Consider the following 26,631-nt stretch of genomic DNA (forward strand, 5'->3'; position numbering starts at 1 on the left):
ATGAAGCCCGCAGAACGCAGCGGCGCCCGCCTCGCGGTGGTCCAGGCCCTCTACGAGATGGAGATCTCCGGCAAGGGCGTCATCGACGCGCTGGCCGAGTTCGAGGCCTTCTGGATCGGCCAGGTGATCGACGAGGTCGAGCATCCGCCGGCCGAGACCGCCTTCTTCCGCGACCTCCTGCGCGGCACCGTCGACGAGCAACGGGCGATCGACCAGCGCCTCGACGCGGCGCTCGCCGCCGGTTGGCCCCTCCGCCGCCTCGAGGCGGTGGTGCGGGCGATCCTGCGCGCCGGGGCCTACGAGGTGATGTTCCGCCGCGACGTGCCGGTGAAGGTCGCGATCTCCGAATACGTCGACGTCGCCCACAGCTTCTACGAGGGCGAGGAGCCCGGTCTCGTCAACGCGGTGCTCGACAAGGTCGGCCGCGCGGTACGGCCGGAGGATTTCAACAAGGGCTCGCGCGCCGGCTGAGCAAGAGTTCGCGCACCAGCGGGGCCGCGGTGTCGGACCGTCGATAAAAATCTTCAGGTTCTTGCGTTAGGCCATTGCGGTCCGGCCGGGCTGGGCCCTAGCTGTCGGCTGAGGTTCAGGCGGGTCGTGCTCCCTTGCACTCCGTCCCTCGCCGCGAGACCCCTCCCCCGCGATGGCCCGCTCCGCCCTGCCCCGCCCCACTGAAGACGAACTGATCGCCCGCTACTTCGCGCCGCTCGCGGGCGAAGGCGGGCTGTCGCTGAGGGACGACGCGGCCCTGCTGGTGCCGAGCCCGGGCCACGACCTCGTGCTGACCACCGATGCGGTCGTCGCGGGCGTCCATTACTTTCCCGATGATCCCGCCTCCTCGATCGCCTGCAAGGCGCTGGGCGTGAACCTGTCGGACCTCGCCGCCAAGGGTGCCGAGCCGCGGGGCTTCCTCCTCACCCTGGCGCTCTGCGACGAGTGGGACGAGGCCTGGCTCGCCGATTTCTGCACCGGCCTGAGCGAGGCGGCAGCGCTCGCGAGCTGCCCGCTCCTCGGCGGCGACACCGTGCGGGCGGCGGGCCCCACGCTTCTTGGCATCACCGCGCTCGGCGAGGTCCCGTCCGGCACGATGGTGCGGCGAGGCACCGCGCAGGCCGGCGATCGGATCCTCGTCTCCGGCAGCATCGGCGACGCGGCGCTCGGCCTGAGGCTGCGGCAGAAGCCCGTGGCGCCGTGGGGCGAGGCGCTGACCTATCCGGTCCGGGCCGCCCTGGTCGACCGCTACCTGCATCCCCGCGCCCGCCTCGCCCTCGCGCCGCACCTGCGGGCGCATGCCCGGGCCGCCATGGACGTCTCGGACGGCCTCGTCGGCGACCTCGCCAAGATGATGCGGGCGGCGGACCTGAGCGCCGAGATCGAGATCGACCGCATCCCCCTGTCGGAGGCCGCGCGGGCCGCCCTCGCGGTCAAGCCGGACCTCCTCGACGTCGCGCTCACCGGCGGCGACGACTACGAGATCCTGTGCACGGCCGATCCCGCCGCGGTGCCGGCCCTGCGGGCGGCATCCGAGCGGGCCGGGGTGCCGCTCGCCGAGATCGGCACCGTGACCGAGGGCGGCGCCCCGCCGGTGTTCCGCGACGCGCAAGGCGGAATCCGCCACTTCCGCGCGGGCTCCTTCAGCCACTTCTGAGGCGATCGCTGCGGCGCGGCACGATCAGCCGGAGCTCACGCGAGACGATCCCCCGGCCGAGGCGCGACGCCGAAAGTCTCAAGCGGACGAAGCTTGGGAGCATTTGCGCTCGGGTGGGAAGTTTGGCACGACTGTGAACGCGGATCCGTGCTGTCGCGCGGCCCCCGCTCACAAGGGAGGGAGGCCCGCGTCGCGAAAACGGCCGCTCGCCATCTCGGCCGTCCGACGTCGCGGGATAAGCCCGACAATCAAGGACGGTAGAATGACCGCACTCCTGCTCATCATCCTGGGCGGCCTCTGCGCCGTCGCCTACGGCATCGTCACCATCAACGACGTCATGCGGCGCGATGCCGGCACGCAGCGCATGCAGGAGATCGCCGGCGCGATCGCCGAGGGCGCCCAGGCCTACCTGCGCCGCCAATACGCCACCATCGGGATCGTCGGGGTCGTCCTGTTCGGGCTCCTCGCCTGGTTCCTCGGCCTCAAGGTCGGCATCGGCTTCCTGATCGGCGCCGTCCTGTCGGGCATGGCCGGCTTCATCGGCATGAACGTGTCGGTACGCGCCAACGTCCGCACGGCGCAGGCCGCGGCGCAGTCGCTCGGCGCCGGATTGTCGGTCGCGTTCAAGTCGGGCGCCGTCACCGGCATGCTGGTCGCCGGCCTCGCGCTCCTCGGCGTCGCGCTCTACTACACCTACCTCACCCGCATCGCGGGCTTGAGCCCGGCGAGCCGCGAGGTCATCGACGCCCTCGTGGCGCTCGGCTTCGGCGCCTCGCTGATCTCGATCTTCGCGCGGCTGGGCGGCGGCATCTTCACCAAGGGCGCCGATGTCGGCGGCGACCTCGTCGGCAAGGTCGAGGCCGGCATCCCCGAGGACGATCCGCGCAACCCCGCCACCATTGCCGACAACGTCGGCGACAACGTCGGCGACTGCGCCGGCATGGCGGCCGACCTGTTCGAGACCTACGCGGTCACCCTCGTCGCCACCATGGTGCTGGCGGCGATCTTCTTCTCGGGCCAGACCGATGTCGGCGGCCGCAACGTGCTCGAGACCATGCTGCTCTACCCGATGGCGATCGGGGCGGCCTGCATCGTCACCTCGATCATCGGCACGTTCTTCGTGCGGCTCGGTTCCAACCAGTCGATCATGGGGGCGCTCTACAAGGGCCTGATCGGCGCCGGCGCACTCTCGATCGTGGCGATCGCCGGCCTCAACCTCGTGATGTTCGGCGGCTTCTCGACCCGCTTCACCACGGCGGGCGGCGAGAGCTTCACCTCGCTCAGCCTGTTCCTGTGCGCGGTGGCGGGCCTCGTCATCACGGCGCTGATCGTCGTCATCACCGAGTACTACACCGGCACCGGCTACCGGCCGGTCAAGTCGATCGCCCACGCCTCGGTCACCGGCCACGGCACCAACGTGATCCAGGGCTTGGCGATCTCGCTCGAATCGACCGCGCTCCCGGCGATCGTCATCGTCGCCGGCATCATCGTCACCTACGGGCTCGCCGGCCTGTTCGGCATCGCCATCGCGGTCACCGCCATGCTGGCGCTCGCCGGCGTCGTCGTCGCCCTCGACGCCTTCGGCCCGGTCACCGACAATGCCGGTGGCATCGCCGAGATGGCGGGACTGCCCAAGGAGGTGCGCAAGTCCACCGACGCGCTCGATGCCGTCGGCAACACCACCAAGGCGGTCACCAAGGGCTACGCCATCGGCTCGGCGGGTCTCGGCGCGCTGGTGTTGTTCGCCGCCTATACCTCGGACCTGAACTACTTCATCAAGAACGCATCGCCGACCCAGTACCGCTTCTTCCAGGGGGTCACGGTCGATTTCTCGCTCTCCAACCCCTACGTCGTCGTCGGGCTGCTGCTCGGCGGGCTCATCCCCTACCTGTTCGGCGGCATCGCCATGACGGCGGTGGGCCGGGCCGCGGCGGCGGTGGTCGAGGAGGTCCGTCGCCAGTTCCGCGAGAAGCCGGGCATCATGCAGGGGACCGAGCGGCCCGATTACGGCCGCGCCGTCGACATGCTGACCAAGGCGGCGATCAAGGAGATGGTGGTGCCGTCGCTGCTGCCGGTCCTGTCGCCGGTGGTGCTGTTCTTCGTGATCCAGGCCATCGCCGGCAAGGGCCAGGCCTTCGCGGCGGTGGGCGCGATGCTTCTCGGCGTCATCCTCACCGGCCTCTACGTCGCCGTCTCGATGACGTCGGGCGGCGGCGCCTGGGACAACGCCAAGAAGTTCATCGAGGACGGCCACCACGGCGGCAAGGGCTCCGACGCCCACAAGGCCGCGGTGACCGGCGACACCGTCGGCGATCCCTACAAGGACACCGCCGGCCCCGCGGTGAACCCGGCGATCAAGATCACCAACATCATCGCCCTGCTGCTGCTGGCGATCCTGGCGCATCACTGAGGTGATAGCCGCCTCAAAGATCCGGTTTCGGACCTCAATGTTCCGTACCGGATCAACCTAGAGTAAGTGCGGAGTCGTTGGCCGATTGGCGGCTCCGCGCTTTCGTTCATCAGCGATTTTTGCCGCGACGACGGCGGCAGGCCCTCAGGTCGATGGGGGCGGTCGTCGACTACGGCTTGCCGCTCGGCGCCACGAACGGGTTCTTCTCGGTTGCCGAGCCGTTCTTGGCGTAGCACACCTCCAGCCGGTCCAGGCCTGCCGCGCTCTTGTCCAGGGCAACCTTGATGGTCGCGCCCTCGCCCTTCACGTCCAGTCCGTCCGCGAGCTTGAGCGAACGCAGGAACCTGTCGTCCTTGACCGGCAGCGACACCGCGTTGCCGGAGGCGGCGACGTCCGCCTGTAGGGTCGAGGAACCGGCAACCAATTCGACCGGGTAGCTCTTCCCGCGCCCGAGCTTCCACTTGGGCGAGCTCATCGTCAGGTCGAGCCCGTCCGCGTCACGGGTGAAGCGGACGTCGACCCCGTCATCGGTCGTCCGGCTCATCGTGCACCGCTCGAACTTCTGGCCCTTCGAGATGGCCTCGATCTTCCACGGCCCGATGGCGACGGCGTCCTCCTTCGGTTGCTCGGCCGCCGCGGCGGCCACCGTGGCGAAGGACAGGGCGAGCGCGGTGATGATGCGCATGGTTGTCTCCGGAATGATGGACCGGGTTAGCTCGCGAGCGGGCACATGGTTGCCTGGCTCCGGCGCGTGACGGCTGCAACCATCGCGTCGGGGACCGCATGACGCGGCCTCAAGCCATGTGTATGGCGTGTGCCGGGGTCCCGTGCCGGGCCCCACGGACGCCCCCATCTGAAGGAGCCCCTCGCGTGGAGCGAGCCGCGAACCTGACCACGGACGATTTCCGCGCCCTCGCGGACGCGCTGCCGCAGATGGCCTGGGTCGCCGAGCCGAATGGCGACATCATCTGGTACAACCGGCGCTGGTACGACTACACCGGAACCACCCTCGAACAGATGCGCGGGTGGGGCTGGCGCGACGTCCACCACCCCGACCACGTCGAGCGCGTCGTGGAGCGCATCGGCGAGGCGTTCCGGACCGGCGAGCCGTGGAAGGACACCTTCCCGCTCCGCGGCGCCGACGGCGAGTACCGCTGGTTCCTGTCGCTGGCACAACCGCATCGCGGGCCGGACGGTCGCATCCTGCGCTGGTTCGGGACGAACACCGACATCACCGAACGCAAGGGGATGGAGCGCAGGCTCGCCCGCCACGCCATCGACCTGCGCCGCTCCAACGAGGAACTGGAGCAGTTCGCCTACGTCGCCTCCCACGACCTGAAGGCGCCGCTGCGCGGCATCGAGAACCTCGTCGGGTGGATCGAGGAGGATCTGGAAGGCTCGCTGACCGGCGACGTGCAGACGAACATGGAGCTCCTCAAGAGCCGCGTGCGTCGGCTGGACAGCCTCCTCGACGACCTCCTGGCCTACTCCAGGGCCGGACGGGCGGACGCGACGATGGACATGGTCGACACACGGGCGCTCGTGGAGGAACTCGCGGTCCTGGTCAGCCCGCCCGAAGGGTTCACCATCACGGCGGATACCTCCCTCCCGACGCTCCACGCCGCCCGGGCGCCGCTCACCCAAGCCTTGCAGAACCTGATCGGCAACGCCATCAAGCACCACGACCGGCCGGCCGAAGGGCACATCCGGGTCGAGGCCAAGCCGGCGGGGGGCGCGGTCGAGTTCGTTGTGACCGACGACGGCCCCGGCATCCCCGAGCAGTTCCGCGAACGCGTGTTCGGCATGTTCCAGACGCTCAAACCCCGCGACGAAGTCGAGGGCAGCGGCATGGGGCTCGCCATCGTGCGCAAGCTGGTCGACCGGCAGGGCGGTAAGGTCTGGCTCGCGGACGGGCCGGACGGTCGCGGGCTGGCGGTGCATTTCACGTGGCCGCTCGACGGCCGGAAGGGACAGGCGGATGGGCTCGACGGTTAACATCCTGCTGGTCGACGACGACGAGGTCGACGTCCAGGGGCTCAAGCGCGCGTTCAAGAAGAGCAAGATCGGCAACCCGATCACGGTCGCCCGCGACGGCATCGAGGCGCTGGAGATCCTGCGCGGCGAGAACGGACGCGAGCGCTTGGCGAAGCCCCACCTGATCCTGCTCGACCTGAACATGCCGCGCATGAACGGCATCGAGTTCCTGGAGGCGGTGCGCGCCGACGAGGACCTGCGCTCGGCGGTGGTGTTCATGATCACCACGTCGAAGGCGGACGAGGACCGGATGCGTGCCTACGGGCACAACGTCGCCGGCTACATCGTCAAGCGCGACCCGGCCAACACCTTCATGGAGGCGGTGGCGCTGCTGGAACACTACTGGAAGGTCGTGGAGTTCCCGGCATAGCCACCCCGGTGACGCCCCCGACCCGCATCCTGCTGATCGACGACGACGCGGTCGACCGGGCCGCCGTGCGCCGTGCGCTGGTCAAGTCCGGGCTCGCGCACACGCTGACGGAGGCGTCCGGAGGCGACGAGGGCCTGCGCCTCGCCGCGGCGGAAACCTTCGACTGCGTGCTGCTCGACTACCGGCTGCCGGGCATAGACACGTTCGCGCTGCTCAGGACGCTGCTGGCCGCCGAGGGGCAGGCGCGGGCGGTGCTGATGCTGACCGGCGAGGCCGACCCGGATTTGGCGACGCGGCTGATGCGGGCCGGCGCGCTGGACTACCTCGACAAGGCAGAGGTCACGCCCTCCGGCCTGGCCCGTGCGATCCGCTACGCCGAGGCCCGGCAGGCCTTCCAGGCAGAACTCGCCGCCGCGCGGCGGGAGGCGGAGGCGAAGACGCTAGAACTCGACACGCTGAACCGGCAAAAGTCGCTGCTGTTCTCGATCATCGCCCACGACCTGCGCAACCCGTTCCAGGCGCTGCTCGGCCTTTCGGAGGTGCTGGGCAACGCCGTCGCGGCGCGCGACCCCACGGCCATCGAGCGCCGCGCGAAAGGCATTCACGAGGCGGCGACGCAGGCCTACGCGCTCCTGGAGAGCCTGTTCTCCTGGGCGAGCCTGCAGATGGACACGATGGCGGTGACCCTGACCGACGTCGACCTCGGCGCCGTCGCGACCGAGGTGATGCAAGGTGCGGCCGAGGCCGCCGCCGATAAGGGCATCGGACTGGTGGTAACGTGCGAGCGGGTCGTCGTTCGGGCACAGCGGGACATGCTCGCCACGGTGCTGCGCAACCTCGTGAGCAACGCGGTCAAGTTCACGCTGCCGGGCGGAACCGTCACGGTGGCCGGTCGGCGCGACGGCGGCGAGGTCGAGATCTCGGTGACCGACACCGGCATCGGCATGCCGCCTGGCAAGGTCGATGACCTGTTCCGGCTGGACAGGCGGACGACGACGAACGGAACGGCGGGTGAGCGTGGCAGTGGTCTGGGCCTGCTCTTGTGCCGGGACCTGGTCGAGCGACAGGGCGGGGTCTTGAACGCGAAAAGCGTCCTCGACCGCGGCACGACTTTCAGTTTCGTGCTCCCGGCCTCAGCGGCGACGACCGGCATGTCCATTACAACGGGAATCGAACCCGGCGGCGATGTCCATGACGAAACGCGGACACCCGCCGATGGGGACGCCCGCATCGTTCGTAGTGCTCGCAAACCTGGTCGCAACCGGGGGTCTGTCGGCGGGTTGTAAAGCCAGGTGCATCGCCTGATCCACGCCATCGCGGGTTCTGGAAGCGGCCGGTTCGGGCGAAGGGGCGTAGAGTTGTCAGGGCGAGTGGATGAAGGCCTCAACGGGGTAGACCTGCGTCTCCTCCTGGCCGCGGTCGAGGCCACCGGGGAGGCCGTGCTGATTACGACCGCTGTCCTCGACGAACCCGGACCCTCCATCCTCTACGCCAATCCTGCCTTCGTCCGCCTTACCGGGTATGCACCCGACGAGGTTGTCGGGCGCTCACCTCGCTTCCTCCAGGGACCGGAAACCGAACGGGCACCCCTCGACGCGGCACGAAAGTCCTTGCTCGCCGGCGAGGCTTTCCAAGGCGAGGCACTCAACTATCGCAAGGACGGCTCGACCTATCGAGTCGAATGGCTGATCACCCCGGTCCGCGACGCGGAAGGGCGCATCACCAACTGGGTCTCGGCCCAGCGAGACGTCACCCAGCGGCGCGCGTTCGAGGACCGCCAGGCCCTGATGGTGCGCGAACTCCACCACCGGGTGAAGAACACTTTGGCCACCGTCCAGGCCGTCCTGAACGCCACGATGCGCTCGTCGGTCACAATGGCAGAGTTCTCCAAGGCCTTCGGCGGTCGCATCGTGTCGCTCGCACGGACACACGCGCTGATCACCGAGGACGAGGCGCAGGTCGCCTCCTTCGAGGGCCTGCTCCGCGCCGAGCTCGATCCCTACGACGAGGGAGGCCGGGTTACCCTCGATGGGCCGCGGCTTAAGCTACCCTCGGAACTCGCGGTGCCGGTCAGCATGGCGCTGCACGAACTGACGACCAATGCCCTGCGTCATGGCGCGCTGGCGCATCCGGGCGGGCGGGTGGTGGTGTCGTGGAAGATCGAGGATGGCCCGGCCGGCCACTGGCTCGCCTGGACCTGGAGCGAGCATGACCGGCCGCCCCCGACCCTTCCCACGCGCGAGGGATTCGGGACGCGTCTCCTGAACAAGATCTTGACGGCACAGGTCGCGGCCGAGGTCGACATCGCCTTCGAGGGCGACGGGCTGCGGGTCGGCGTCCGCATCCCGCTCCCCGCGCCTGAAATGCAAGCCCCGAAGGCCGTGACGACCTAGCTCATTGTGTGAACAGGTCACACAGGCGATAGGACCGGCATGGCCGCTCGCCGATCAGTCACCATCTCGCTCAGTCCGGAGCTGCACGCCGTCGCCGAACGGTTGTTGGCCTCGGGACGCTACGGAAACTTCAGCGAGGTCGTCCGCGCGGCCCTGCGCCTGCTGGACGAGCGCGAGAACGACTATCGGGACCACCGGAACGTCAACTCGACCGTTCACGCGGCAAGCCGCTGAGATCATGCGTACCAAGGACTCCTCCCCGCGCGGCGGCGGGGCCATGCGTGCGGCGGTCACGCGGCGGGTCGGGACCGCTCACCCGCGCGTCACGGACTTCGGCCTCCCCGGCGACCCGGAAAGCGCAGCGCCCGACCGCGGCCACCTCGGACCGGCGATTGGGGGGGCGACGAAGCCGTTCCCCGTCGACGCCCTCGCGGCCCGCGTCCCCGGGATGACCGCGGAATGACGCTCACCACGCGCATCGTCCTGCTGGTCCTGCTCGCCCTCGCGCCGGCGCTCGTCATCCAGGGCTACAACGAGTACGCGCTGCGCGCCTCCCGCGACGAGGCCGTGCGAGCCGACACCGTCGCCACGGCGCGCGCGGTCGCCGACGACCTCGCCCAGGTCGCCGATACGGTGCGGCAGTCGCTTGACCTGGTCGCCCGCGACCCGCGGGTACGCGCCCTCGATCCCGCCGCGTGCACCGACTACCTCCGCGGCGCCGCCACCGACCTGCCCCACCTCAACCTCCTTGCGCTGACGCGCCCGGACGGGACGGTCGTTTGCAACAGCATCGGCTCGCCGCCGGGCTCCTACTCGAACGCGGGCCGGGCCTACCATCGCGCCGCAATGGCCAAGGGTGGCTTCGCCATGGGCGGCTATGCCCGCGGGGTCGCCACGGGCAAGGACAGCGTCCACTTCGCCAAGCCGCTGCCCGGGCCCGACGGCGCGGTCGGCTCCGTCCTCGTCGCGGCCGTCGACCTCGACTGGTTGTCTCTGCACCTGCAGAAGGACCTGCGGCTCCCGTCGACCACCCTGACCGTCGCCGACCCGGACAAGGTCATCATGATCCGCCGACCCGACGGGCAGGAGTGGGTCGGCAAGCCCATCCCCGGGGAGCGACAGAAGATCCTCGCGGACCGCGGCGAGGGCGTGCGGGTCGACCTCGGCATCGACGGACGCGAGCGCGTCCTCGCCAACGCCACCCCCAAGGGACCGGCCGCCGGCGCCTGGGTCACCGTCGGGCGCGACCGGGACGTCGCCTTCGCGGACGTCGACGCCGCGACCCGCCGCGGCTTGGTCCTCATCGGGCTCGGGGTCCTGCTCGCCCTCGGCGCCGCCCTCCTGGCCGCACGGTTCTTCATCCGCCGCCCGTTCGACCGGTTGCTGCGGGCTGCAGCCGCGTGGCGCGGGGGCGACCTGTCCGCCCGGATCGGCATGACCCGCGGCGACGAGTTCGGGCGTCTCGGGCGCAAGCTCGACGGCATGGCCGCGAGCCTGCAGCGCAACGAGGCCGACCTGAGGGACGAGATCACCCGGGGGCGCGAGATGCAGGAGCGGCAGGTCACGCTGCTGCACGAGCTGAACCACCGGGTGAAGAACACGCTGGCCACCGTCCAGGCCCTGGCCCGCCAAGCAAGCCGCGGCGGCGAGGCACCCGGGGAGCGGCTGGAGGCGCGCATCCTGGCGCTGTCGAAGACCCACGACCTGCTCACCCGGGAGGACTGGTCGGGCGCTTCCCTGCGCGAGATGCTTGAGGGCGAGATCGGCCCCTACCGCGACGGCCCCGACCGCTTCGTCGTCGACGGGCCGCATGTCGACCTCCCGGCCCGGCACGTGCTGTCGCTCGGCATGACGGTCCATGAGCTCGTCACGAACGCGGCCAAGCACGGCGCGCTGTCGGTCGAGGACGGGACGGTGCGCGTGACCTGGCGGACGATTGTGGACGACGTCGGCGCGCGCCGCCTGTGCCTGGACTGGGTCGAGGAGGGCGCACCGTCCGCCGGGACGCCGGGGCGGCCCGGTTTCGGCTCGCGCCTGATCCGCGCCAGCGTGGAACGCGAGCTCGACGGTCGCGTCGCCATCGACATGGGAGCCGCCGGGCTGCGCTGTACGCTCGACGTGCCGTTGGCCGCCAGCGCCGGCATGCTCGCGCCTCATCGGTCGTCCGCGGCTCACTGAGGACGGAGCGACGCCATGCCGGGTTCCGGGACCCGTTTCCCGTCATGGCGACCGCCCACGGTCCGTACGGGCCGGCGGCCACCCGACGCGTGCCGCTCGATTATGCCTCCGCGAAGCTTATCTGCACCGGTGCGGCGTCGGCGGGGCCATGCCCTGGCGTCCGGCGTCGCGGCTTTTCCCGGAGGTCGTCGCGCTTGGCCCAACGTGCCCCACCCCGTCGTCCGTGCGTGCTGCTCGTCGAGGACGAGCCGCTGCTGCGCTTCATGCTGGCCGATTTCATCGAGGATGCGGGCTGCGAGGCGGTCGAGGCCGTGAACGCCACCGAGGCCGTCGGCATCCTGGAGACGCGGGACGACATCCGGGTGGTAGTCGCCGACCTCGACGTGCGCGGCTCGCTCATGGGCCTGAGGCTCGCCGCGATGGTGCGCGAACGCTGGCCGCCCATCGAGTTGATCCTCACCGGGGCGGTGAGGCCGGACGTGGCGGCCATCCCGGCGCGCGGCGTCTTCCACGGCAAGCCGTTCGACGAGCGCCGCTTCATCGAGTCGATCCGGTCGTTCGCGATGTAGCGGCCATCAGCCGGCGCCCGTGCCGCGGTCTACGGTCCCGCCAGCGGCTTGTCGACGATGTGACCGGCCTTCCTTCAGGGATGGCCTCGTTAAGCCGGGCTTGGCCGCTGACAGCGTGCCCGCGCATGCGCTAGGATTCCGGCGAGATACTTCCCGTCGTACGAGCATGTCCGTAAGGCCCGATCCGAACTCCCCCGCCGCCCTCGCCCCGGACGCCCGGCGTCTCAGTGCGCTGGCATCGTACGACATCCTGGATACCCCGGCCGAACAGGGTTTCGACGGTCTGGTGCAACTGGCCCGGACGCTCTGCGACGCGCCGGTCGCCCTGGTCAGCCTCGTCGGCGACGACCGACAATGGTTCAAGGCGAACGCCGGCTTCCCCCGTTGCGAGACCGACCTCGACAGTTCGGTCTGCAAGTTCGTGCTGGCCGAGCCGGACGTGCTGGTGATCCCGGACCTCGCCGCCGATCCGCGGACCGCAGCCAATCCCCTCGTCACCGGCGAGCCTTTCGTGCGCTTCTATGCCGGAGCGCCGCTGCGCACCGACGAAGGGCGAGTGCTCGGCAGCCTGTGCGTGCTCGACCATCGGCCCCGCCCGGCCGGCTTGGGCCCGACGCAGGCGGATGGCCTGCGCCTGCTCGCCGCGCAGGCGATGCAGCACCTCGAAGCGCGGCGGGCGCTGGCCGAGCGCAACGACGTCCTCGCCCTGCAGGATGCCGCCCTGCGCCGCGAGCGTCGCCTGGAGACGCTCGCGCTCGCCTCCGAGGCCCTGTTCGGCAGCGACGATCCGGCCGGGGCGCTGGAGCCGATCCTGGCCGGGGCGGCGCACGCGCTTGGGTTCGACCAGAGCTACGTCTACGCCGTCGATGCGGGGGACCGCACCTTGACCCTCACCGGGGCCATCGGCGTCAACGAGGCGGTCCGTGCGTCCCTCCGACGGGTCTCGTTCGACGTTCCCCTTTGCGGCATCGTCGCCGAAACCGGCCGCCCGCTGATCCTCGAAGCGGTCCAGGCCGGCAGCGAACCCCGCCACCGGATCGCCCGGGACGGCGGCATCGATGCCTTCGCGAGCTATCCGGTCACCGGCGCGGGGCAAACGCTAGGGGTAATCTCGTTCGGCTCGACCTTGCAGTCGGCCTATGACGAGGAGGCGTTGCAGTTCTTCGGCACCGTCGCGCGCCTGCTGTCGCTGGCCGAGGAACGCCGGACGGCGGGACGGCGCGTCGCCGTCAGTGAGGCCCACTACAAGGCGATCTTCGAGAGCGCGACCGACCACGGCATCATCGTGCTCGACCGCGCCGGCGAAGTGACCGACTGGAACGCCGGCGCGGAAAGCATCCTCGGCTGGTCGGCCGGGGAGATGGTCGGCAAGCCGGCAGACGTGTTCTTCACCCCGGAGGACCGTGCCGCCGGCATTCCGGAGAAGGAGATGCACGGCGCCCTGAGCGAGGGGCGCGGCGTCGACGAGCGCTGGCACCTGCGGAAGTCCGGCGAGCGGTTCTGGGCCAACGGCGAGATGATGCCACTGCGCGCGCCGGACGGCTCGCATCTGGGTTTCGTCAAGATCCTGCGGGATCGCACCGAGCAGCGCCGCACCGGCGAGGCGCTGGCCGAGACGGCGGCCAACCTGCAGCGCGCCCAGGAGGCCGGCGGGATCGGCCTGTTCACCGTCCGCCTGTCCGACAACGTCCTGCTGGCGCCCCCCGAGTTCTGCCGGCTTTACGGGTTGCCGGAGCGTGACAGCTACCCGGCCACGGCGTTCGAGGCGTTGGTGATCCCGGAGGACGCGCATCTCGTGTCCACGACCGCCACGCGGGACAGCGGCGCGCCGCCTCGCGACGTGGAGTATCGCATCCGCCGCGCCGACGACGGCGCCCTGCGCTGGATCGCACGGAAGGCCGAGATCCTCGCCGACGGGCGGGGCCGGCCGGCGCGGTTCTCCGGGGTGTCGCGCGACGTCACCGAGCAGCGCGCCATCCGCGCCGCGCTGGCCGCCAGCGAGCAACGCTATCGAACCCTGTTCGAGACCATCGACGAGGGGTTCTGCGTGATCCGGTTCCTCGACGGCCCGCACGGTCCGTCGAGCGACTACGTGCACGTCGAGGCCAACCCGGGCTACGAACGCAACACCGGCATCGCCGGGATCGTCGGGCGGACCATCCGCGACCTGGCACCGGACGAGGCCGACGGCTGGGTCGAGACCTACCGCGAGGTGCTGGATACCGGGCGGGCGGTGCGCTTCGAGCGCGATTTCGTCGCGGCCGGGCGGCGTATCGAGGTCGCCGCGCACCGGGTCGAGCCGGCGGACCGGCGCGAGGTGGCGCTGCTGTTCCGCGACGTCACGGCCCGGCGTGATGCCGAACGGGCCCTGGTTGACAGCGAGCAGCGCCTGAGCCTCGCCTTCGAGGCGTCCGGCACGGTGGGTTGGTACGACTGGGACATCCCCCCCGACCGCATGCGCGGCAGCGATGCCTTCGCGCGGATGTTCGGGGTCAGCCCGGGGATGGCGGCCGCCGGCGCCCCCCTCGCGGACTTCATGCGGGCGATCCACCCGGGGGACCTGGCGGCGGTCGGGGTCGAGATCCAGACCGCCATGATGGGCCACCCGGGCTTCGACAGCCAATACCGTCTGGTCGGGGCCGACGGGACCGTCACGTGGGTCCACTCGCTCGGCCGGATCAGCTACGACCCGGCCGGGCACCCGGTGCGCTTCACCGGTGTCGTCACCGACGTCACCTCAAGCAAGCGAGCCGGCGAGCGCCAGGCCGCGCTGCTCGAACTCAGTGCGGGCCTGCGCGACGGCGGCACCCCCGAAGCCATCGCCCTGATGGGCGCGCGTGTGCTGGGTGAGACCCTGGGGGTCGGACGGGTCGGCTACGGCACCGTCGCGGCCGACGGCGAGACGTTCACGGTGACGCGGGACTGGACGGCGCCCGCGTTCCCGTCGCTCGCGGGCACCTACCGGATGGACGACTACGGCGGCTACGCCCGGGACCTGCGCGAGGGTCGCGACGTGGTCATCGCCGACACGCGCGCGGACCCGCGCACGGTCGACAGCGCCCCTGTCCTGGAGAGGGTGTCGGTGCGCGCCCTGGTCAACCTGCCGGTCATCGAGCGCGGGCGCATCGTCGCCGTGCTCTACCTTAACGCCGCGCGGCCCCGTGCCTGGGACCCGGACGAGGTCGCGTTCGCACGCCAGGTCGCCAGCCTCGTGCGCCAAGCGACGGAGCGCCGCCACGCGGAGGAGCGGCAAGCGCTGCTCAACCACGAGCTGTCCCACCGCCTGAAGAACATCCTCGCGATGGTGCAGGCCATCGCCACGCAGACACTCCGGAACGCGCCCGATGCCGCCTCGGCCCGGGAAACCCTCGCCTCGCGCCTGATCGCGCTCGGCAAGGCGCACGACATCCTGATGCACGGCACGGGCGAGAGCGCGGACCTCGCCGTCGTGGTCGAGGGCGCCCTGGCGGTCCATGACGACGACGGTTGGACGCGCTTCCGCATCGAGGGTCCACCGGTCACCTGCGCACCGCAGCCGGCGCTGTCCGTCGCGCTGATGATGCACGAACTCGCCACCAACGCCGCCAAGTACGGCGCGCTGAGCCGGCCGGAGGGGCGGGTCAGCGTGACCTGGGCGCTGGGCGGGGGCGCCGAAGGGCGGGACCTGACCCTGGTCTGGCGGGAATGCGGGGGGCCGACGGTGACGCCCCCGACGCGCCGGGGGTTCGGCTCGAAGCTCATCGAACGGGGCTTGGCGGGTTCGGTCGGGGGGATCACCGAGCTCGATTACCCGCCCGAGGGCGTCGTCTGCACGCTGACGGCACCGGTCGCCGGGTTCCGGGGCGAGGCCTGACGGCCACCCGCGTGGGCCTGCGAGCACCGGCGTGTCGAGCCGCCCCGCGCGGGGCGGCCCCAACTTTCGCCGGGGAATCGGCTACAGGGAACCATGCCCGCACGACGCCACCTCCAGCATGTCATCGAGAGCGCCATCGACTTCGGGGTCGTGGTGACCGATCTCGACGGCATCGTCACGGACTGGAACGCCGGGGCGGAGGCCATCTTCGGTTGGCGACGCGAGGAGATCCTCGGTACGCCGGCCGACCGCCTCTTCACCGAACGGGACCGGGCCGCCGGCATACCGGAGACGGAGATGCGGACCGCCCTCGCCGAGGGTCGGGCGAACGACGAGCGTTGGCATCGCCGCGCGGACGGGACCGAGTTCTGGGCCTCCGGCGAGTTGATGCCCCTGCGCGGCGACGACGGCGGCCACCATGGCTATGTCAAGATTCTGCGCGACCGCACCGGGCAGCACGAGGCGGGTCAGCGTCTCCGTCGGACTGAGGACCGCTTCAGGACGCTGCTTGAGACGGTCGAGACCGCCTTCGCCATCGTCGAGGTGAAGTTCGACGTCGACGACCGGCCGGTGGACTACCGCTTCCTTGAGGCCAATCCCGCCTTCGAGCGACAGGCCGGGGTCAACCTGCGCGGTAAGTGGGTCACCGAGTTCGCGCCCAACCTTGAGCGGTTCTGGTTCGAGACCTATGGGCGCGTCGCCTCGACCGGCGAGCCGGCGAACTTCGAGAGCTACGCGGAAGCGTTCGAACGCTGGTTCGACGTGCGCGCCATCCGGGTCGGCGACCCGGCCGAGCGGCAGATCGCCATCTTCTTCAACGACGTCACCGCCCGCAAGCGTGCGGAGGAGGAGCTTCGGACGCTGAACGACACGCTCGAACAGCAGGTCCAGGAACGCACCCTGGAGCTCAACACCCTCTGGAACACCTCGCCAGACCTCCTGCTGGTCATCGGGTTCGACGGCGTGTTCCGTCGCGTCAACCCGGCCTGGACGACGATGCTCGGCTACGCGCCCGAGGAACTCGTCGGCCATCACGTGAACGAGTTCATAGCCCCAGCCGACCAGGCCGGGACCGCGGACGCGAACGCCCTCGCCTCGGTGGGCGGCCAGCCCCGCATCGTCAATCGCTACCGTCACAGGGACGGCTCGATCCGCTGGATATCCTGGGTCGCGGCGCCGGCCGGCGACTATGCCTACGCGACGGGGCGGGACGTCACCGTCGAACGGGAGCAGGCGGAGGCGCTGACCCGGACCGAGGAGGCCCTGCGCCAGTCCCAGAAGATGGAGGCGGTCGGGCAGTTGACCGGCGGCCTGGCGCACGACTTCAACAACCTGCTCGCCGGCATCTCCGGCTCGCTGGAACTGATGCAGGCCCGCATAGGCCAGGGTCGGCTCGGCGATCTCGACCGCTACATGACGGTCGCGCAGGGGGCGACCAAGCGCGCGGCCGCGCTGACGCACCGGCTGCTGGCCTTCTCGCGCCGCCAGACGCTGACGCCCAAGCCGACGAACGTGAACGGCCTCATCGCCGGCATGGAGGAACTCATCCGCCGGACCATCGGTCCGCAGGTGGCCCTGGAGGTCGTGGGGGCCGCGAGCCTGTGGCCGGCGCTGATCGATCCGGGCCAGCTTGAGAATGCGCTGCTCAACCTGTGCATCAACGCCCGCGACGCCATGCCGGACGGCGGCCGCATCACCATCGAGACGGCCAACAAGTGGCTGGATCGACCGACCGCGGTCAAGCACGACGTCCCGGAGGGCCAGTACCTGTCGGTGTGCGTGACGGATACCGGCACCGGCATGCCCCCGGAGGTGGTCGCCCGGGTGTTCGAGCCTTTCTTCACGACCAAGCCCATCGGCCAGGGCACGGGCCTCGGGCTCTCGATGATCCACGGCTTCGCCAAGCAGTCGGGGGGACAGGTCCGGATCTACTCGGAGGTCGGTCAAGGCACGACCGTGTGCCTGTACATGCCGCGCCACTACGGTGACGCCGACGTCGACGACGCGATGCCGAGGCTGACCGAGGCCGCCCGCGCGGGACGGGACGAGGCGGTGCTGATCGTCGACGACGAGCCCTCGGTGCGCATGCTGGTCACCGAGGTGCTGGAGGATCTCGGCTATACGGCCATCGAGGCGGCCGACAGCGTCGCGGGCCTCAAGGTGCTTCAATCGGACGTACGCATTGACCTGCTGGTGACCGATGTCGGCCTACCGGGCGGAATGAACGGGCGTCAGATGGCCGACGCCGGGCGGGAACGGCGCCCGGACCTCAAGGTGCTGTTCATCACGGGTTACGCCGAGAACGCGGTGCTCGGCCACGGGCACCTGGAACCCGGCATGCAGGTGTTGACCAAGCCGTTCGCCATGGAGGCGCTCGCCTCGCGGATCAGGGAACTGATCGCGGAGCGTTAGCTCTGCGCCGGACCGGGTTTACGGCTGCCGTATCCGGTCAGATGCCCGCGTACCAAGCGTAGCCCTGGTCCTCCCAGTAGCCGCCCTTGCCCCCGCCGATGCCGGCGAAGCTGTCCACGACCTCGATGCGCATCACGTACTTGGCCTGCTTGTAGCCGAGGTTGCGCTCCACCCGCAGGCGCAAGGGCGCCCCGTTCGCCACCGGCAGCGGCTTACCGTTCATCTCGTAGGCCAGGATGGTCTGCGGGTGGAACGCGTCCACCAGGTCGATGCTCTCGTAGTATCGCACCGGCTCGGATGCCGGCTCGGCATCCGCGGCCTGCTGCCCGCCGGAGTCGCGCTTGTCCTCTCCACCACCGGACTGCTTCGTCATGGCCGGGTTGGCGTTGCCGCCAGCCTCCTGGCCGCCCGGGTCGCCATCGTCCGCCGCATCCGCGCCGTCGTCCTCGCCCTGATCCATCGTGTCGGCACAGTGGAACACGACGTAGCGCGCCTCACGCTTGAGCTTGGCCTGCCCCAGAAGGTCGGCCAAAGGGACACCCGTCCACTGGCCGATGGCGCTCCAGCCTTCGACGCAATCGTGGCGGGTGATCTGCGTCCGGGACGGGAGCCTGCGCAGTTCCGCCAGCGAGAGCTTCAGCGGCGTCTCGACCAGCCCGCCGACCTCCAGGCGGTAATCCGCGAACCTGCGCCGCGCGAGAGCCTTGTAGGCCTTGTCCGGCGGGTCCTCGGTGCCGTTCGGCTTGAACCACGGCGAGATGTCGGCCTCGGCGTACTCGGGGGCCAACGTCCGCTCCGTCAGCAGCAGCCGTTGGACGAACAGGTTGGCATCCTCGCCGGTCTTCAGCGTGCGCCGGAACCATTCGGCCTCGCCGAGACGGTCGCATCCGCCGAGCATCGCGGTGCCAACGGCCGCGGTGGCACCGAGCAGGAGGGACCGTCGGTTCGGCTGCCGGATCATGCGCGGTGCTCCCGGACATCATCCCCCGCCGCGGGTTCGATCCGGCGCTCGATCACGAACCATCCGGTGAGCATGCCGCGCATGTTGTTCCGGAACCCCGACAGCACCACGAGGGCGACGTGGACGACCACGAACAGGACCAGCAGCGCGGCCACGACGAAATGGACCGTCCGGGCCGACTGCCGGCCGTCGAATAGGGTCAGGAGGAACGGGAACGCCGCGTCCATCGCCGGCGACATCGCGAGCCCGGCCAGCACCTGCACCGGCAGCAACACGAACAGGACGGCGCCGTAGGTGAGCTTCTGGATGACGTTGTAGCGCTTGGCCTCGTCGCCTTGCGGGAAGCGCAGCGTCAGGTGCTCCCACACCGAGGCGCCGAAGTGTCGGACTTGGTCGCGCTGGGGGACGACGCGGAAGCGAAGCTGTCCGCTCAGCAGCCCGTACAGAAGGTACAGGGCGCCGTTCAGGACGAAGGCCCAGGCGAAGAAGAAGTGCCAGCTACGCCCGCCTGTGAGATCCTGGTCGCTCGGCAGCGTCAGCCACGACGGAAACCCTCTGTCGGCCGGTTCGCCGTCCGAGCCCGCCGAGGAACCGAGATACCCGGTGGTGTCGAACGTGCGGCCCAGGACCGTCGTGACGCCCTTGGGCGGATCGTCCTCGGTGGAGGACATCGCCATCAGCGGCGTGTCGAAGCTCGACACCTTGCCCCAGTACAGGGCCGGGTGGGCGTTGAAGATCTGCAGGCCGCTCGTCAGCAGGACGAACAGGCAGAGGGCGTTGATCCAGTGGGTGATCCGGATGACGGCGGGGTGCCGGAACATCCAGCGCCGATGCTCCACCTCGCCCGTGTCGGGGGCGGAGCGCGTCAGATAGGTGCGGGGCACGAGGCGTACATATCCTGGGAACCGCGGGGCGCGGCAGCCAACCCGAGGGTTGGACCGCCGCGTTCGTGATGGCCGCTTACATGCGGTTCATCATCATCTTCCGCTTCATCATCCGGCGCTTCATCATCTTCTTATGCATCATGCGCTTCTTCATCATCATGCGCTCGCCATGCGTCATGCGGACCTGCGTGATGCCGGCCGGGCCGGCCTGGAGGCCGTTCGGGCCCATCGGGGCGGCGGAGGCGGCACCGGTTCCGAGCGCGAGGCCCCCGAGGACCGAGGCGGCGAGCGCGAGGGTAGTGATCTTCATTCGATGTCTCCTGTACGGGGAAGGAATCCCCTTCGCACGAGGAGGCAAGGTAAGGAACGTGCCGCAAGCTCCTGATCTTACGAACAAATTGTCTCCAGCCGAGCGGCGTCGGACACACCACTTCGGGCGCCGGGGCCGGGCCCCGTGCCGTGCCCTGGCCGGGCGTATGCCGGCCTGTACGATGGCTCGTCCCGAAAGGTTTCAGACGGGCCTGCAAAAGGCGGGGGTTGCCTTTCTGCCCGTGACCGTTCGCGGGCTTACCGGACGATGCCGTCGCGTCGCGGCGCGGTGACCTTGCCCAGCATGCGCGAGAGTTGCTCGGCCGAGTACGGCTTATGCACGAGCTCGAACCCGTGCGAGGCGTCCTGGGCGAGGACGTGGCTGTAGCCGGAGGTCAGGACCACCGGCAGGTCCGGCAGGCGGCGGCGCAGCTCCTCCGCGAGGGCGACCCCGCCCATTCCGGGCATGACGACATCGGAGAACACCGCGTCGAACCGGTCCGGCGTCCGCTCGATCTCGGCGAGCGCCTCCTCGGCGTTCGTCGCCCACACCGTCTCGTTGCCGAGGTCCTCCAGGATCTGCGTGGCGAAGCGACCGACTTCCAGGTTGTCCTCGACGACGAGTAGGCAAAGCCCTGTGGCGGTCGGGACCTCGGCCGCCCGGGTGCCCTCGACGACGACCGGCGCCGGCACCTCGGGCAGGTAGAGGGTGAAGGTCGCTCCCCGGCCCGGCTCGCTCTCCACGGCGATGTCGCCGCCGGACTGCTTGGTGAAACCGAACACCTGGGACAGGCCGAGCCCAGTGCCCTGGCCAACGGGCTTCGTGGTGTAGAACGGCTCGAACACCCGCGGCAGCGCGTCCGTCGGGATGCCGCTGCCCGTATCCGTGAGCGACACGGCGACGAACGGGCTGGCCGATCCGGCATGGCCCCGGATCGACGGCAGGGCCGCCCCGCAGACGAGGCGCAGGGTGAGGGTTCCCTCGCCCTGCATCGCGTCCCGGGCGTTGACCGCCATGTTCACGAGCGCGGTCTCGAACTGGCTGACGTCGGCGCGGACGTGGCAGGGCGCCCCATCCATCTCCGTCACCACCCGGATGCGCGCGCCGGTGACGGTGTCGAGCATGTCCGCGACGGCGCGCAGGCGGGCCCCGACCTCGAACACCTCCGGGGTGAGCGCCTGACGCCGGGCGAAGGCGAGGAGCTGCCCCGTGAGCTTGGCGGCCCGCTCGACCGTGTCGGAGACGGCGTCGAGGTAGCGCTGCTTGCGCTCGGCCGCGAGGTCCGGCCGGCGGAGGAAGTCGACCGACGAGCGAATGATGGTCAGCAGGTTGTTGAAGTCGTGCGCGACGCCCCCGGTCAGTTGCCCGACAGCCTCCATCTTCTGTGACTGACGCAGCGCCTCCTCGGCCATCATCAGGGCCCGCGTGCGTTCGCCCACCTGCCGCTCCAGGTCCGTTTCGTTGGCCCGCAGGGCGGCTTCGTCGTCGAGCCTGCCGCGCGCCGTGGACAGGAACTGCGCGACCGTGGTGAAGAAGGCCAAGGTCTCGGCGTCGAAGTCGGGCTGGCGTGTCGAGGCGAAGGAGATCACCCCGGAGAGACGCCCGTGGCTGAGCACGGGGTAGCCGGCGAAGGCGGTCAGCCCGGCTCCGCGCGCCATGGCATGCCGTGGCTCGTCGCTCGCCTGGATGTGCGGGAGCACGAAAGGTCGTCTCGTGCGGGCCACGATCCCGCACAGGGGCAGGTCGCAGGACACGTCCCCGAGGACCGCCCTGAACTCCGGCCCGAGCCCGACGGACTGCGTCAGCGCCAGACGCTCGCCCTCCGCGGCCGAGACGTAGATGTAGGTCTGGTCGAAGCCGAGCGCCTCGGTGCCGGCCTCAAGGATCGGGACCAGCGCCGCGTCCGGATCGGCGGCCGACAGCAACTCGGCGGCGGCCCGGGCCAGGAGTTGCAGGCGCTCGCCCCGCCGGCGCTGCTCGGTGCGGTCCCGCAGGATCTTGAGGTAGCCGACGTGGCCCCCGTCCTCGGCGGTGAGCGGCATCATCTCGCCCAGGGCCCAGAAGCGCGAGCCGTCCTTGCGCAGGTGCCAGCGCTCGTCGTTCCCGCGCCCCTCCTCGCGCGCCGCCCGCATCTCGCTCTCGGGGATGTCGTCGGCCCGGTCCTCCGGCGTGAAGAAGAGGTCGGCGTGGCGGCCGCGAGCCTCGGCCTCGCTCCAGCCGAGGATCATCTCCGCCCCGGCGTTCCAGCCGGTGACCCGACCGTCGAGGTCCGTGGTGACGATGGCGTAGTCCACCGCGCTGGCCAGGACCTGCCTGTGGCGGGCCTCGTCCGCCCGCTGCCGGCGCAATGCCTCGTCGCGGTCGCGCACGGCTCGGCGGAGCTCGAACTGGGCCATGACCTGCCGGGCGAGCGCCAGAAGATCCTCGACCTGCGTCGCATCCAGGCCGCCGGGATGCGCGTCGCCGTCGACGACGCACAGGGTCCCGAGCACGAGGCCGTCGGCCGTGAGCAGGGGCACGCCGGCGTAGAACCGCACGCCGGCGTCGCGGGTCGCCGGGTTTTCCGCGTAGGCGGGGTCGGAGCTTGCATCGGGTATGACGAGCGGCGCACCGGCGTTCACGACGAGGGGGCAGAAGCCGGAATCGAGCGGCGCGTTCTCCGCGCCCGCGTAGCCCGACCGGGCCTTGAAGAATTGGCGAACGTCGTCGACGAGGGTGATCAGCGAGACCGGCGTGCCGCAGATCCGGGCGGCCAGGCGAACGATGTCGTCGAGTTCGGCTTCGGGCACCGTGTCGAGCATGGCGTACCCGGCGAGCGCCGCGAGCCGTCTCGCCTCCTGCCCGGTCGCATCGATGCCCGAATGGTCCTCATGGATGGCGGTCGGCGTGCAGGGCGGCAATGGCTATCCAATCGGGACATGGTGATGCCGGGGTTCGAGCGGCCCAACGTCGGGCCAGCTTGGCCGTTCCGGCGGCACGACGGCACGGTCCTGGAACACGGGCGCGGTCGAGGTCAGGCCTCGGCGAACACGGAGGGCGGCAAGCGCACGGTGAAGGTCGTCCCCGGGCCGCCGGCGGCGGTGGCCATGGTTCCGCCGAGCTGCCTGACGAACGCCTCGACGAAGCGCGAGCCCAGCCCGGAGCTCGGCTTGCCCGCGGCGGACCCCGACAGGCCGATGCCGTCGTCGCTGACGGTGAGCACGACCCCGTCGTCGATGCGGCGCAGGCCGATGTCGATGCGGCCCCTGCCGTCCGAGAAGGCGTACTTGACCGCGTTGGTCGCGAGCTCGTTGACGATTAGGCCGAGCGTCACCGCGTGTTCCGTCCGGATCGCGACCGGCTCGGCCGTCACGACGATGGACACCCCGGGTCCCTCGCCGAGCAGGCTCGACCGCAGGCTGCCGGCGATGCCGTTCAGGTAGGTCTCCGCCGGGACCGGCCCGAGCGTCGCCGAGCGCGAGATCACGTCGTAGAGCTCGGCCACGGCGTTGATGCGCGCCTGCATCGCCCGGTAGCCGTCGACGCAGGGCTCGGCGGCCCGCCGCATCTCGAACGAGACGAACGAGGTGATGATCTGCAGGCTGTTCTTGATGCGGTGGGCGAGTTCCGCCGCGAGCAGGTCGCGGTGGCGCTCCATCAGGCGCGTCTCGGTCACGTCTTCGAACACCAGCAGCAGCCGCGTCACGTGGTTGCCGGGGCGGAAGACCTTGCGGGCGTTGAGCTTGAAGATGCGCCGGCCGAGGCCCGGGAACTCGTCCTCGATCTCGAACCCGTCGAGGGTTGCGTCGTCGGGCACGATCCGGCCGAGGAGCTCCTGCAGCCTCGGGACGCGCCACTGGCCTTGGGCCAGGTCGTAGAGGGACAGCCCCGCCAGGTCGCCGGCCTCGACCTCGAACAGGCGCAGGAAGGCCCGGCTGGCAGTGACGACGGTCATGTCCTGCTCCAGGACGACGAGCGGGTCGCGCACGGTGTCGACGATGCTCTGCGCGAGGCTCCTCTGCCGTTCGGCTTCCTTACGGGCCTCGTGCTCCTCGGTGATGTCGTCGATGGCCAGGAGCACGAACGAGGCGCCGCCGCCCTCGCGATGGACCTTGCGCGCGTTGAGCCGCATGCACTTCACGCCGATGCCGGGGAAGTCGTGCCCGACCTCGTAGCCCTCGATAGCCTCGTCGCGCGGCACGATCTCCAGGAGCAGCCTGCGCAGCTCCGGGATGTCCCATTGCCCGTTCCCGAGCGCGAAGAGGGGGTGTCCGACGGTTTCGTCCGGGGCGGCCGCGAAGGTCCGGTAGAAGGCTCGGTTGGCGGACTGCACCCGCAGGTCGAGGTCGAGCACCAGCAGGCTCGACCGCACGGTGTCGACGATGTCCTGCGCGCTGACCGCATCCATGAGTCCGCTCCCGATGTCCCAGCCTTTGCCATGCCGGTTGCGTCGTCGACGTATCCGCACGACATCGAGGGATAAGCGGGCAACCGGGGGCCGCCCAGGCGCCGCACCGAGGTTGTCGCCGCGGCGCCCTCTATCCGGGCCGGGACCGTTACCTGACCCTCGGGGCGATCCGCCGTGGCGGCTGGTTGACGGCATCGCTCACGCGTGAACGATTAACGTCTGGACGGAGCGCCGGTCAATGGCGACATCGACGAAGCAACGCGGGCTTTGGCTGGACGATCAGCTCTGCTTCGCCCTCTACGCCGCGACGAACTCGGTGGTGCGCGCCTATAGGCCGCTGCTGGGCGAGCTCGGCCTGACCTACCCGCAATACCTCGTCATGCTGGCGCTCTGGCAAGACGGGGTGACGGCGGTGCACGACCTGGCCGCCCGCCTGCAACTCTCGTCCAGCGCGGTCACGCCCCTGGTCGACCGGCTGGAGGCGGCAGGCTTCGTCACCCGGGTCCGCGCCGCGGACCGGCGCGTCGTCCTCGTCGGCCTAACGGAGGCGGGCCGGCTGCTGGAGGACAGGGTCTCGCAGGCGCAGCAGGCCGTCGTCTGCCGCACCGGCCTCGGCGAGCGCGACCTCGCCGACCTGCGCCAGGAGTTGAAGGATCTCGCCGTGCGTGTCGCCGCGACGGGCATGCCCCGGGGTGACGAGCCGGGCTGAGGACGCTCCGGACGCCGGCGTCCACGCGGCAACTATCGATGAACTCGTAGCGGATGCGGGCGCTGTCTTCCCGGTCGATGTCCCGCGGCTCGCGTTCCATGGTTGCCGGGTCGTGGCGCCGGCCGCGGGCGTGATGCGCGAACTTTGCTGGACGCACATGGCGCAGCCTGACGGCACCGGGCCTACGCACGACGGATTTTCATCGACGCCGGAGGCCAGGGAGCCTTTCACGGCGGACGGGCTTTAATCCCCGCCATGACCGATCCCACCCCACAGTCCCGCCCCTGCGCCCTCGTCGTCGACGATGATGCCTTCATCCGCATGGACGCGCTGGACATCCTCGAAGACGCCGGGTTCGAGACCCTGGAAGCCACGGATGCCGACGCGGCGCTGGCCCTGCTGCGGGAACGGCACCCCGAGCTTTCCGTGCTGTTCACCGACGTCCAGATGCCCGGGGAGTTGGACGGGTTCGCCCTTGCCCGGCACGCCGCGGGCCACTGGCCGCACATCCGCATCGTCGTCGCGTCCGGGCAGGCCACGCCGGGCCCGGCCGACCTTCCGGACGGTGCGCATTTCATCGCCAAGCCGTTCAGCGCCCGGATCGTCCACGACCATCTGCGGGACATGCTCCCAGAGGGCCGCAAGCCGCCGCCGCTCCGCGGCTGATCCAAAGGTTTTCGCGAGCGGCTCGGGCCGAAGCAGGCGAGGCGGCACGGGCCTTCGCCGTCGCCCCCTTATCCGACCCTGCGTGAATAGCGCCCTTCATCCCGGTGCTCGAAGTAGCGTCCGAAGGAGACGCGGACGTCCATCTTCTTCCTGAGCACGGCGGCGGTGAGCGGCTCCCGGTGGAGCGCCGCCCCGCGGACGGTCCAGCTCCTGAGTTCGGGTAGGATTTCGCCCGGTGTCAGGGCGCCGCGCTCGGCCAGGACCTCGGCGACCTCGCGCATGACCCGGTCCCAGAACTCCTCGGCGCGGAAGCGGTCGAGTTGGTTCTCGACCTTGGCGAGGCGGGCGAGGACGCGGGCGGCCTCGCCTTCGGCCGCCTCTGCTCGGATGACTAGTGAGGCGTTGTCGGCCTGGAGGGTCTCGATCATCCCGAGCAGGTGCTCGCGGTCCTGGCGCTCGTCGGCGGCGTCGGCCTCGACCGTGGCGCGCTCGCGGGCGAAGGCCTGGGTGGCCTCGCGCTTGGCCTGTTTCCAGATCTCGGTGGCGAGCGCCTGCCCCTTGTCGCGCACGGCCTTCGGCATGTCGGTGGGTTCGAGCCTGGCGTCGTAGCCGCGCCGTTTGCGCCAGGCGCGCAGGTGCTTGCAGACGTCGCGGGGCGATCCGCCGGCCGGGATTCTCGCGCGCACGTTGCGCAGGCTGGGCCGTTCCCCGGCGGCCAGCAGGACGTCGGCCACGTGGAAGACGGTCGACTCCGACGGCATGGGTGCGCTCCCTGGGGCTGGGGAAACCATGACCCGGAGGGGGTTAAGCGCGCGCTACGGAGTCCCCCTCGGAGGCGCCAAAAGCG

At 70.4% G+C, this 26,631-nt stretch carries 21 protein-coding genes; 14 read left to right on the plus strand and 7 right to left on the minus strand.

All coding sequences use genetic code 11. The features are described from left to right. The 3 genes from nusB to V3T34_RS08335 all read left to right on the plus strand — a co-directional run bounded on the left by nusB (window position 1) and on the right by V3T34_RS08335 (window position 4,058). Window positions 1-471, plus strand: a complete 471-nt coding sequence (nusB, locus tag V3T34_RS08325) for a transcription antitermination factor NusB (protein WP_060850121.1) — start codon at window positions 1-3, stop codon at window positions 469-471. Between the two features lie 172 nt (window positions 472-643). Further along, window positions 644-1,648, plus strand: coding sequence for a thiamine-phosphate kinase (thiL, locus tag V3T34_RS08330; RefSeq protein WP_082742889.1), 1,005 nt, complete (start codon window positions 644-646; stop codon window positions 1,646-1,648). Between the two features lie 262 nt (window positions 1,649-1,910). Further along, the gene (locus V3T34_RS08335) at window positions 1,911-4,058 is read left to right on the plus strand and encodes a sodium-translocating pyrophosphatase (protein ID WP_060850120.1); all 2,148 of its coding nucleotides are present in this window, start codon (window positions 1,911-1,913) and stop codon (window positions 4,056-4,058) included. A gap of 169 nt (window positions 4,059-4,227) precedes the next feature. Here the strand turns inward: V3T34_RS08335 and V3T34_RS08340 are convergent, their stop codons facing one another. Then, window positions 4,228-4,743, minus strand: a complete 516-nt coding sequence (locus V3T34_RS08340) for a hypothetical protein (RefSeq protein WP_305076626.1) — start codon at window positions 4,741-4,743, stop codon at window positions 4,228-4,230. Between the two features lie 185 nt (window positions 4,744-4,928). Between V3T34_RS08340 and V3T34_RS08345 the strand changes: the two genes are divergently transcribed. The 9 genes from V3T34_RS08345 (at window position 4,929) to V3T34_RS08385 (ending at window position 17,867) form a co-directional block, all read left to right on the plus strand. Beyond that, window positions 4,929-6,053, plus strand: coding sequence for a sensor histidine kinase (locus V3T34_RS08345; protein ID WP_305076627.1), 1,125 nt, complete (start codon window positions 4,929-4,931; stop codon window positions 6,051-6,053). Continuing rightward, a complete protein-coding gene (locus V3T34_RS08350; protein WP_305076628.1) occupies window positions 6,037-6,462 on the plus strand; it encodes a response regulator in 426 nt (141 codons plus the stop codon). The genes V3T34_RS08345 and V3T34_RS08350 overlap by 17 nt, the downstream gene beginning before the upstream one ends. Before the next feature lie 8 nt (window positions 6,463-6,470). Further along, the gene (locus V3T34_RS08355; RefSeq protein ID WP_305076629.1) at window positions 6,471-7,748 is read left to right on the plus strand and encodes an ATP-binding response regulator; all 1,278 of its coding nucleotides are present in this window, start codon (window positions 6,471-6,473) and stop codon (window positions 7,746-7,748) included. A gap of 84 nt (window positions 7,749-7,832) precedes the next feature. Continuing rightward, window positions 7,833-8,855: an HWE histidine kinase domain-containing protein gene (locus V3T34_RS08360; protein ID WP_305076630.1), complete on the plus strand. Its 1,023-nt coding sequence runs from the start codon at window positions 7,833-7,835 to the stop codon at window positions 8,853-8,855. Window positions 8,856-8,894: 39 nt separating this feature from the next. Next, the gene (locus V3T34_RS08365; RefSeq protein WP_305076631.1) at window positions 8,895-9,089 is read left to right on the plus strand and encodes a type II toxin-antitoxin system ParD family antitoxin; all 195 of its coding nucleotides are present in this window, start codon (window positions 8,895-8,897) and stop codon (window positions 9,087-9,089) included. Window positions 9,090-9,314: 225 nt separating this feature from the next. Then, a complete protein-coding gene (locus V3T34_RS08370) occupies window positions 9,315-11,033 on the plus strand; it encodes a sensor histidine kinase (protein WP_305076632.1) in 1,719 nt (572 codons plus the stop codon). 194 nt (window positions 11,034-11,227) lie between these two features. Beyond that, window positions 11,228-11,602, plus strand: coding sequence for a response regulator (locus V3T34_RS08375; RefSeq protein WP_305076633.1), 375 nt, complete (start codon window positions 11,228-11,230; stop codon window positions 11,600-11,602). Between the two features lie 166 nt (window positions 11,603-11,768). Continuing rightward, entirely contained in the window at window positions 11,769-15,455 is a 3,687-nt protein-coding gene (locus tag V3T34_RS08380) for a PAS domain S-box protein (protein WP_305076634.1), read from the plus strand. Window positions 15,456-15,548: 93 nt separating this feature from the next. Beyond that, on the plus strand, window positions 15,549-17,867 hold the full coding sequence (locus V3T34_RS08385) for a hybrid sensor histidine kinase/response regulator (protein ID WP_305076635.1): 2,319 nt from the start codon (window positions 15,549-15,551) through the stop codon (window positions 17,865-17,867). A 37-nt stretch (window positions 17,868-17,904) separates the two neighbouring features. Here the strand turns inward: V3T34_RS08385 and V3T34_RS08390 are convergent, their stop codons facing one another. From V3T34_RS08390 to V3T34_RS08410, 5 genes are all read right to left on the minus strand, one after another. Next, complete coding sequence (locus tag V3T34_RS08390; RefSeq protein WP_305076636.1) at window positions 17,905-18,828, minus strand: molybdopterin-dependent oxidoreductase; 924 nt, start codon at window positions 18,826-18,828, stop codon at window positions 17,905-17,907. Beyond that, on the minus strand, window positions 18,825-19,712 hold the full coding sequence (locus tag V3T34_RS08395; RefSeq protein WP_305076637.1) for a cytochrome b/b6 domain-containing protein: 888 nt from the start codon (window positions 19,710-19,712) through the stop codon (window positions 18,825-18,827). Before V3T34_RS08395 ends, V3T34_RS08390 begins: the two co-directional genes overlap by 4 nt. 76 nt (window positions 19,713-19,788) lie before the next feature. After that, window positions 19,789-20,022, minus strand: a complete 234-nt coding sequence (locus V3T34_RS08400; protein WP_238208239.1) for a hypothetical protein — start codon at window positions 20,020-20,022, stop codon at window positions 19,789-19,791. Window positions 20,023-20,279: 257 nt separating this feature from the next. Further along, on the minus strand, window positions 20,280-22,922 hold the full coding sequence (locus V3T34_RS08405) for a GAF domain-containing protein (protein WP_305076638.1): 2,643 nt from the start codon (window positions 22,920-22,922) through the stop codon (window positions 20,280-20,282). 113 nt (window positions 22,923-23,035) lie between these two features. After that, window positions 23,036-24,409 (minus strand): sensor histidine kinase, encoded by a 1,374-nt coding sequence (locus tag V3T34_RS08410; protein WP_305076639.1) that lies wholly within the window; start codon window positions 24,407-24,409, stop codon window positions 23,036-23,038. Window positions 24,410-24,647: 238 nt separating this feature from the next. On the opposite strand from V3T34_RS08410, the gene V3T34_RS08415 reads away from it, so the two are divergent. Both V3T34_RS08415 and V3T34_RS08420 read left to right on the plus strand, forming a co-directional pair. Further along, the gene (locus tag V3T34_RS08415; protein WP_305076640.1) at window positions 24,648-25,118 is read left to right on the plus strand and encodes a MarR family winged helix-turn-helix transcriptional regulator; all 471 of its coding nucleotides are present in this window, start codon (window positions 24,648-24,650) and stop codon (window positions 25,116-25,118) included. A 255-nt stretch (window positions 25,119-25,373) separates the two neighbouring features. Beyond that, window positions 25,374-25,784, plus strand: a complete 411-nt coding sequence (locus tag V3T34_RS08420; RefSeq protein WP_305076641.1) for a response regulator — start codon at window positions 25,374-25,376, stop codon at window positions 25,782-25,784. Between the two features lie 68 nt (window positions 25,785-25,852). Here the strand turns inward: V3T34_RS08420 and V3T34_RS08425 are convergent, their stop codons facing one another. Next, window positions 25,853-26,545 carry a DNA-binding protein gene (locus V3T34_RS08425; RefSeq protein ID WP_305076642.1) on the minus strand — a complete coding sequence of 231 codons (693 nt, stop codon included), beginning with the start codon at window positions 26,543-26,545 and terminating at the stop codon, window positions 25,853-25,855. Window positions 26,546-26,631 lie beyond the last annotated feature (86 nt).

This window comes from Methylobacterium ajmalii, assembly GCF_036448855.1.
Classification (GTDB): Bacteria; Pseudomonadota; Alphaproteobacteria; order Rhizobiales; family Beijerinckiaceae; genus Methylobacterium; species Methylobacterium ajmalii.

Bases quoted from the DNA above. Each gene is read 5' to 3' on its own strand.
- nusB (WP_060850121.1), top strand. From the start codon at position 1: ATGAAGCCCGCAGAACGCAGCGGCGCCCGCCTCGCGGTGGTCCAGGCC.
- thiL (WP_082742889.1), top strand. From the start codon at position 644: ATGGCCCGCTCCGCCCTGCCCCGCCCCACTGAAGACGAACTGATCGCC.
- V3T34_RS08335 (WP_060850120.1), top strand. From the start codon at position 1,911: ATGACCGCACTCCTGCTCATCATCCTGGGCGGCCTCTGCGCCGTCGCC.
- V3T34_RS08340 (WP_305076626.1), bottom strand. From the start codon at position 4,743: ATGCGCATCATCACCGCGCTCGCCCTGTCCTTCGCCACGGTGGCCGCC.
- V3T34_RS08350 (WP_305076628.1), top strand. From the start codon at position 6,037: ATGGGCTCGACGGTTAACATCCTGCTGGTCGACGACGACGAGGTCGAC.
- V3T34_RS08365 (WP_305076631.1), top strand. From the start codon at position 8,895: ATGGCCGCTCGCCGATCAGTCACCATCTCGCTCAGTCCGGAGCTGCAC.
- V3T34_RS08370 (WP_305076632.1), top strand. From the start codon at position 9,315: ATGACGCTCACCACGCGCATCGTCCTGCTGGTCCTGCTCGCCCTCGCG.
- V3T34_RS08380 (WP_305076634.1), top strand. From the start codon at position 11,769: ATGTCCGTAAGGCCCGATCCGAACTCCCCCGCCGCCCTCGCCCCGGAC.
- V3T34_RS08385 (WP_305076635.1), top strand. From the start codon at position 15,549: ATGCCCGCACGACGCCACCTCCAGCATGTCATCGAGAGCGCCATCGAC.
- V3T34_RS08390 (WP_305076636.1), bottom strand. From the start codon at position 18,828: ATGATCCGGCAGCCGAACCGACGGTCCCTCCTGCTCGGTGCCACCGCG.
- V3T34_RS08400 (WP_238208239.1), bottom strand. From the start codon at position 20,022: ATGAAGATCACTACCCTCGCGCTCGCCGCCTCGGTCCTCGGGGGCCTC.
- V3T34_RS08410 (WP_305076639.1), bottom strand. From the start codon at position 24,409: ATGGATGCGGTCAGCGCGCAGGACATCGTCGACACCGTGCGGTCGAGC.
- V3T34_RS08415 (WP_305076640.1), top strand. From the start codon at position 24,648: ATGGCGACATCGACGAAGCAACGCGGGCTTTGGCTGGACGATCAGCTC.
- V3T34_RS08420 (WP_305076641.1), top strand. From the start codon at position 25,374: ATGACCGATCCCACCCCACAGTCCCGCCCCTGCGCCCTCGTCGTCGAC.
- V3T34_RS08425 (WP_305076642.1), bottom strand. From the start codon at position 26,545: ATGCCGTCGGAGTCGACCGTCTTCCACGTGGCCGACGTCCTGCTGGCC.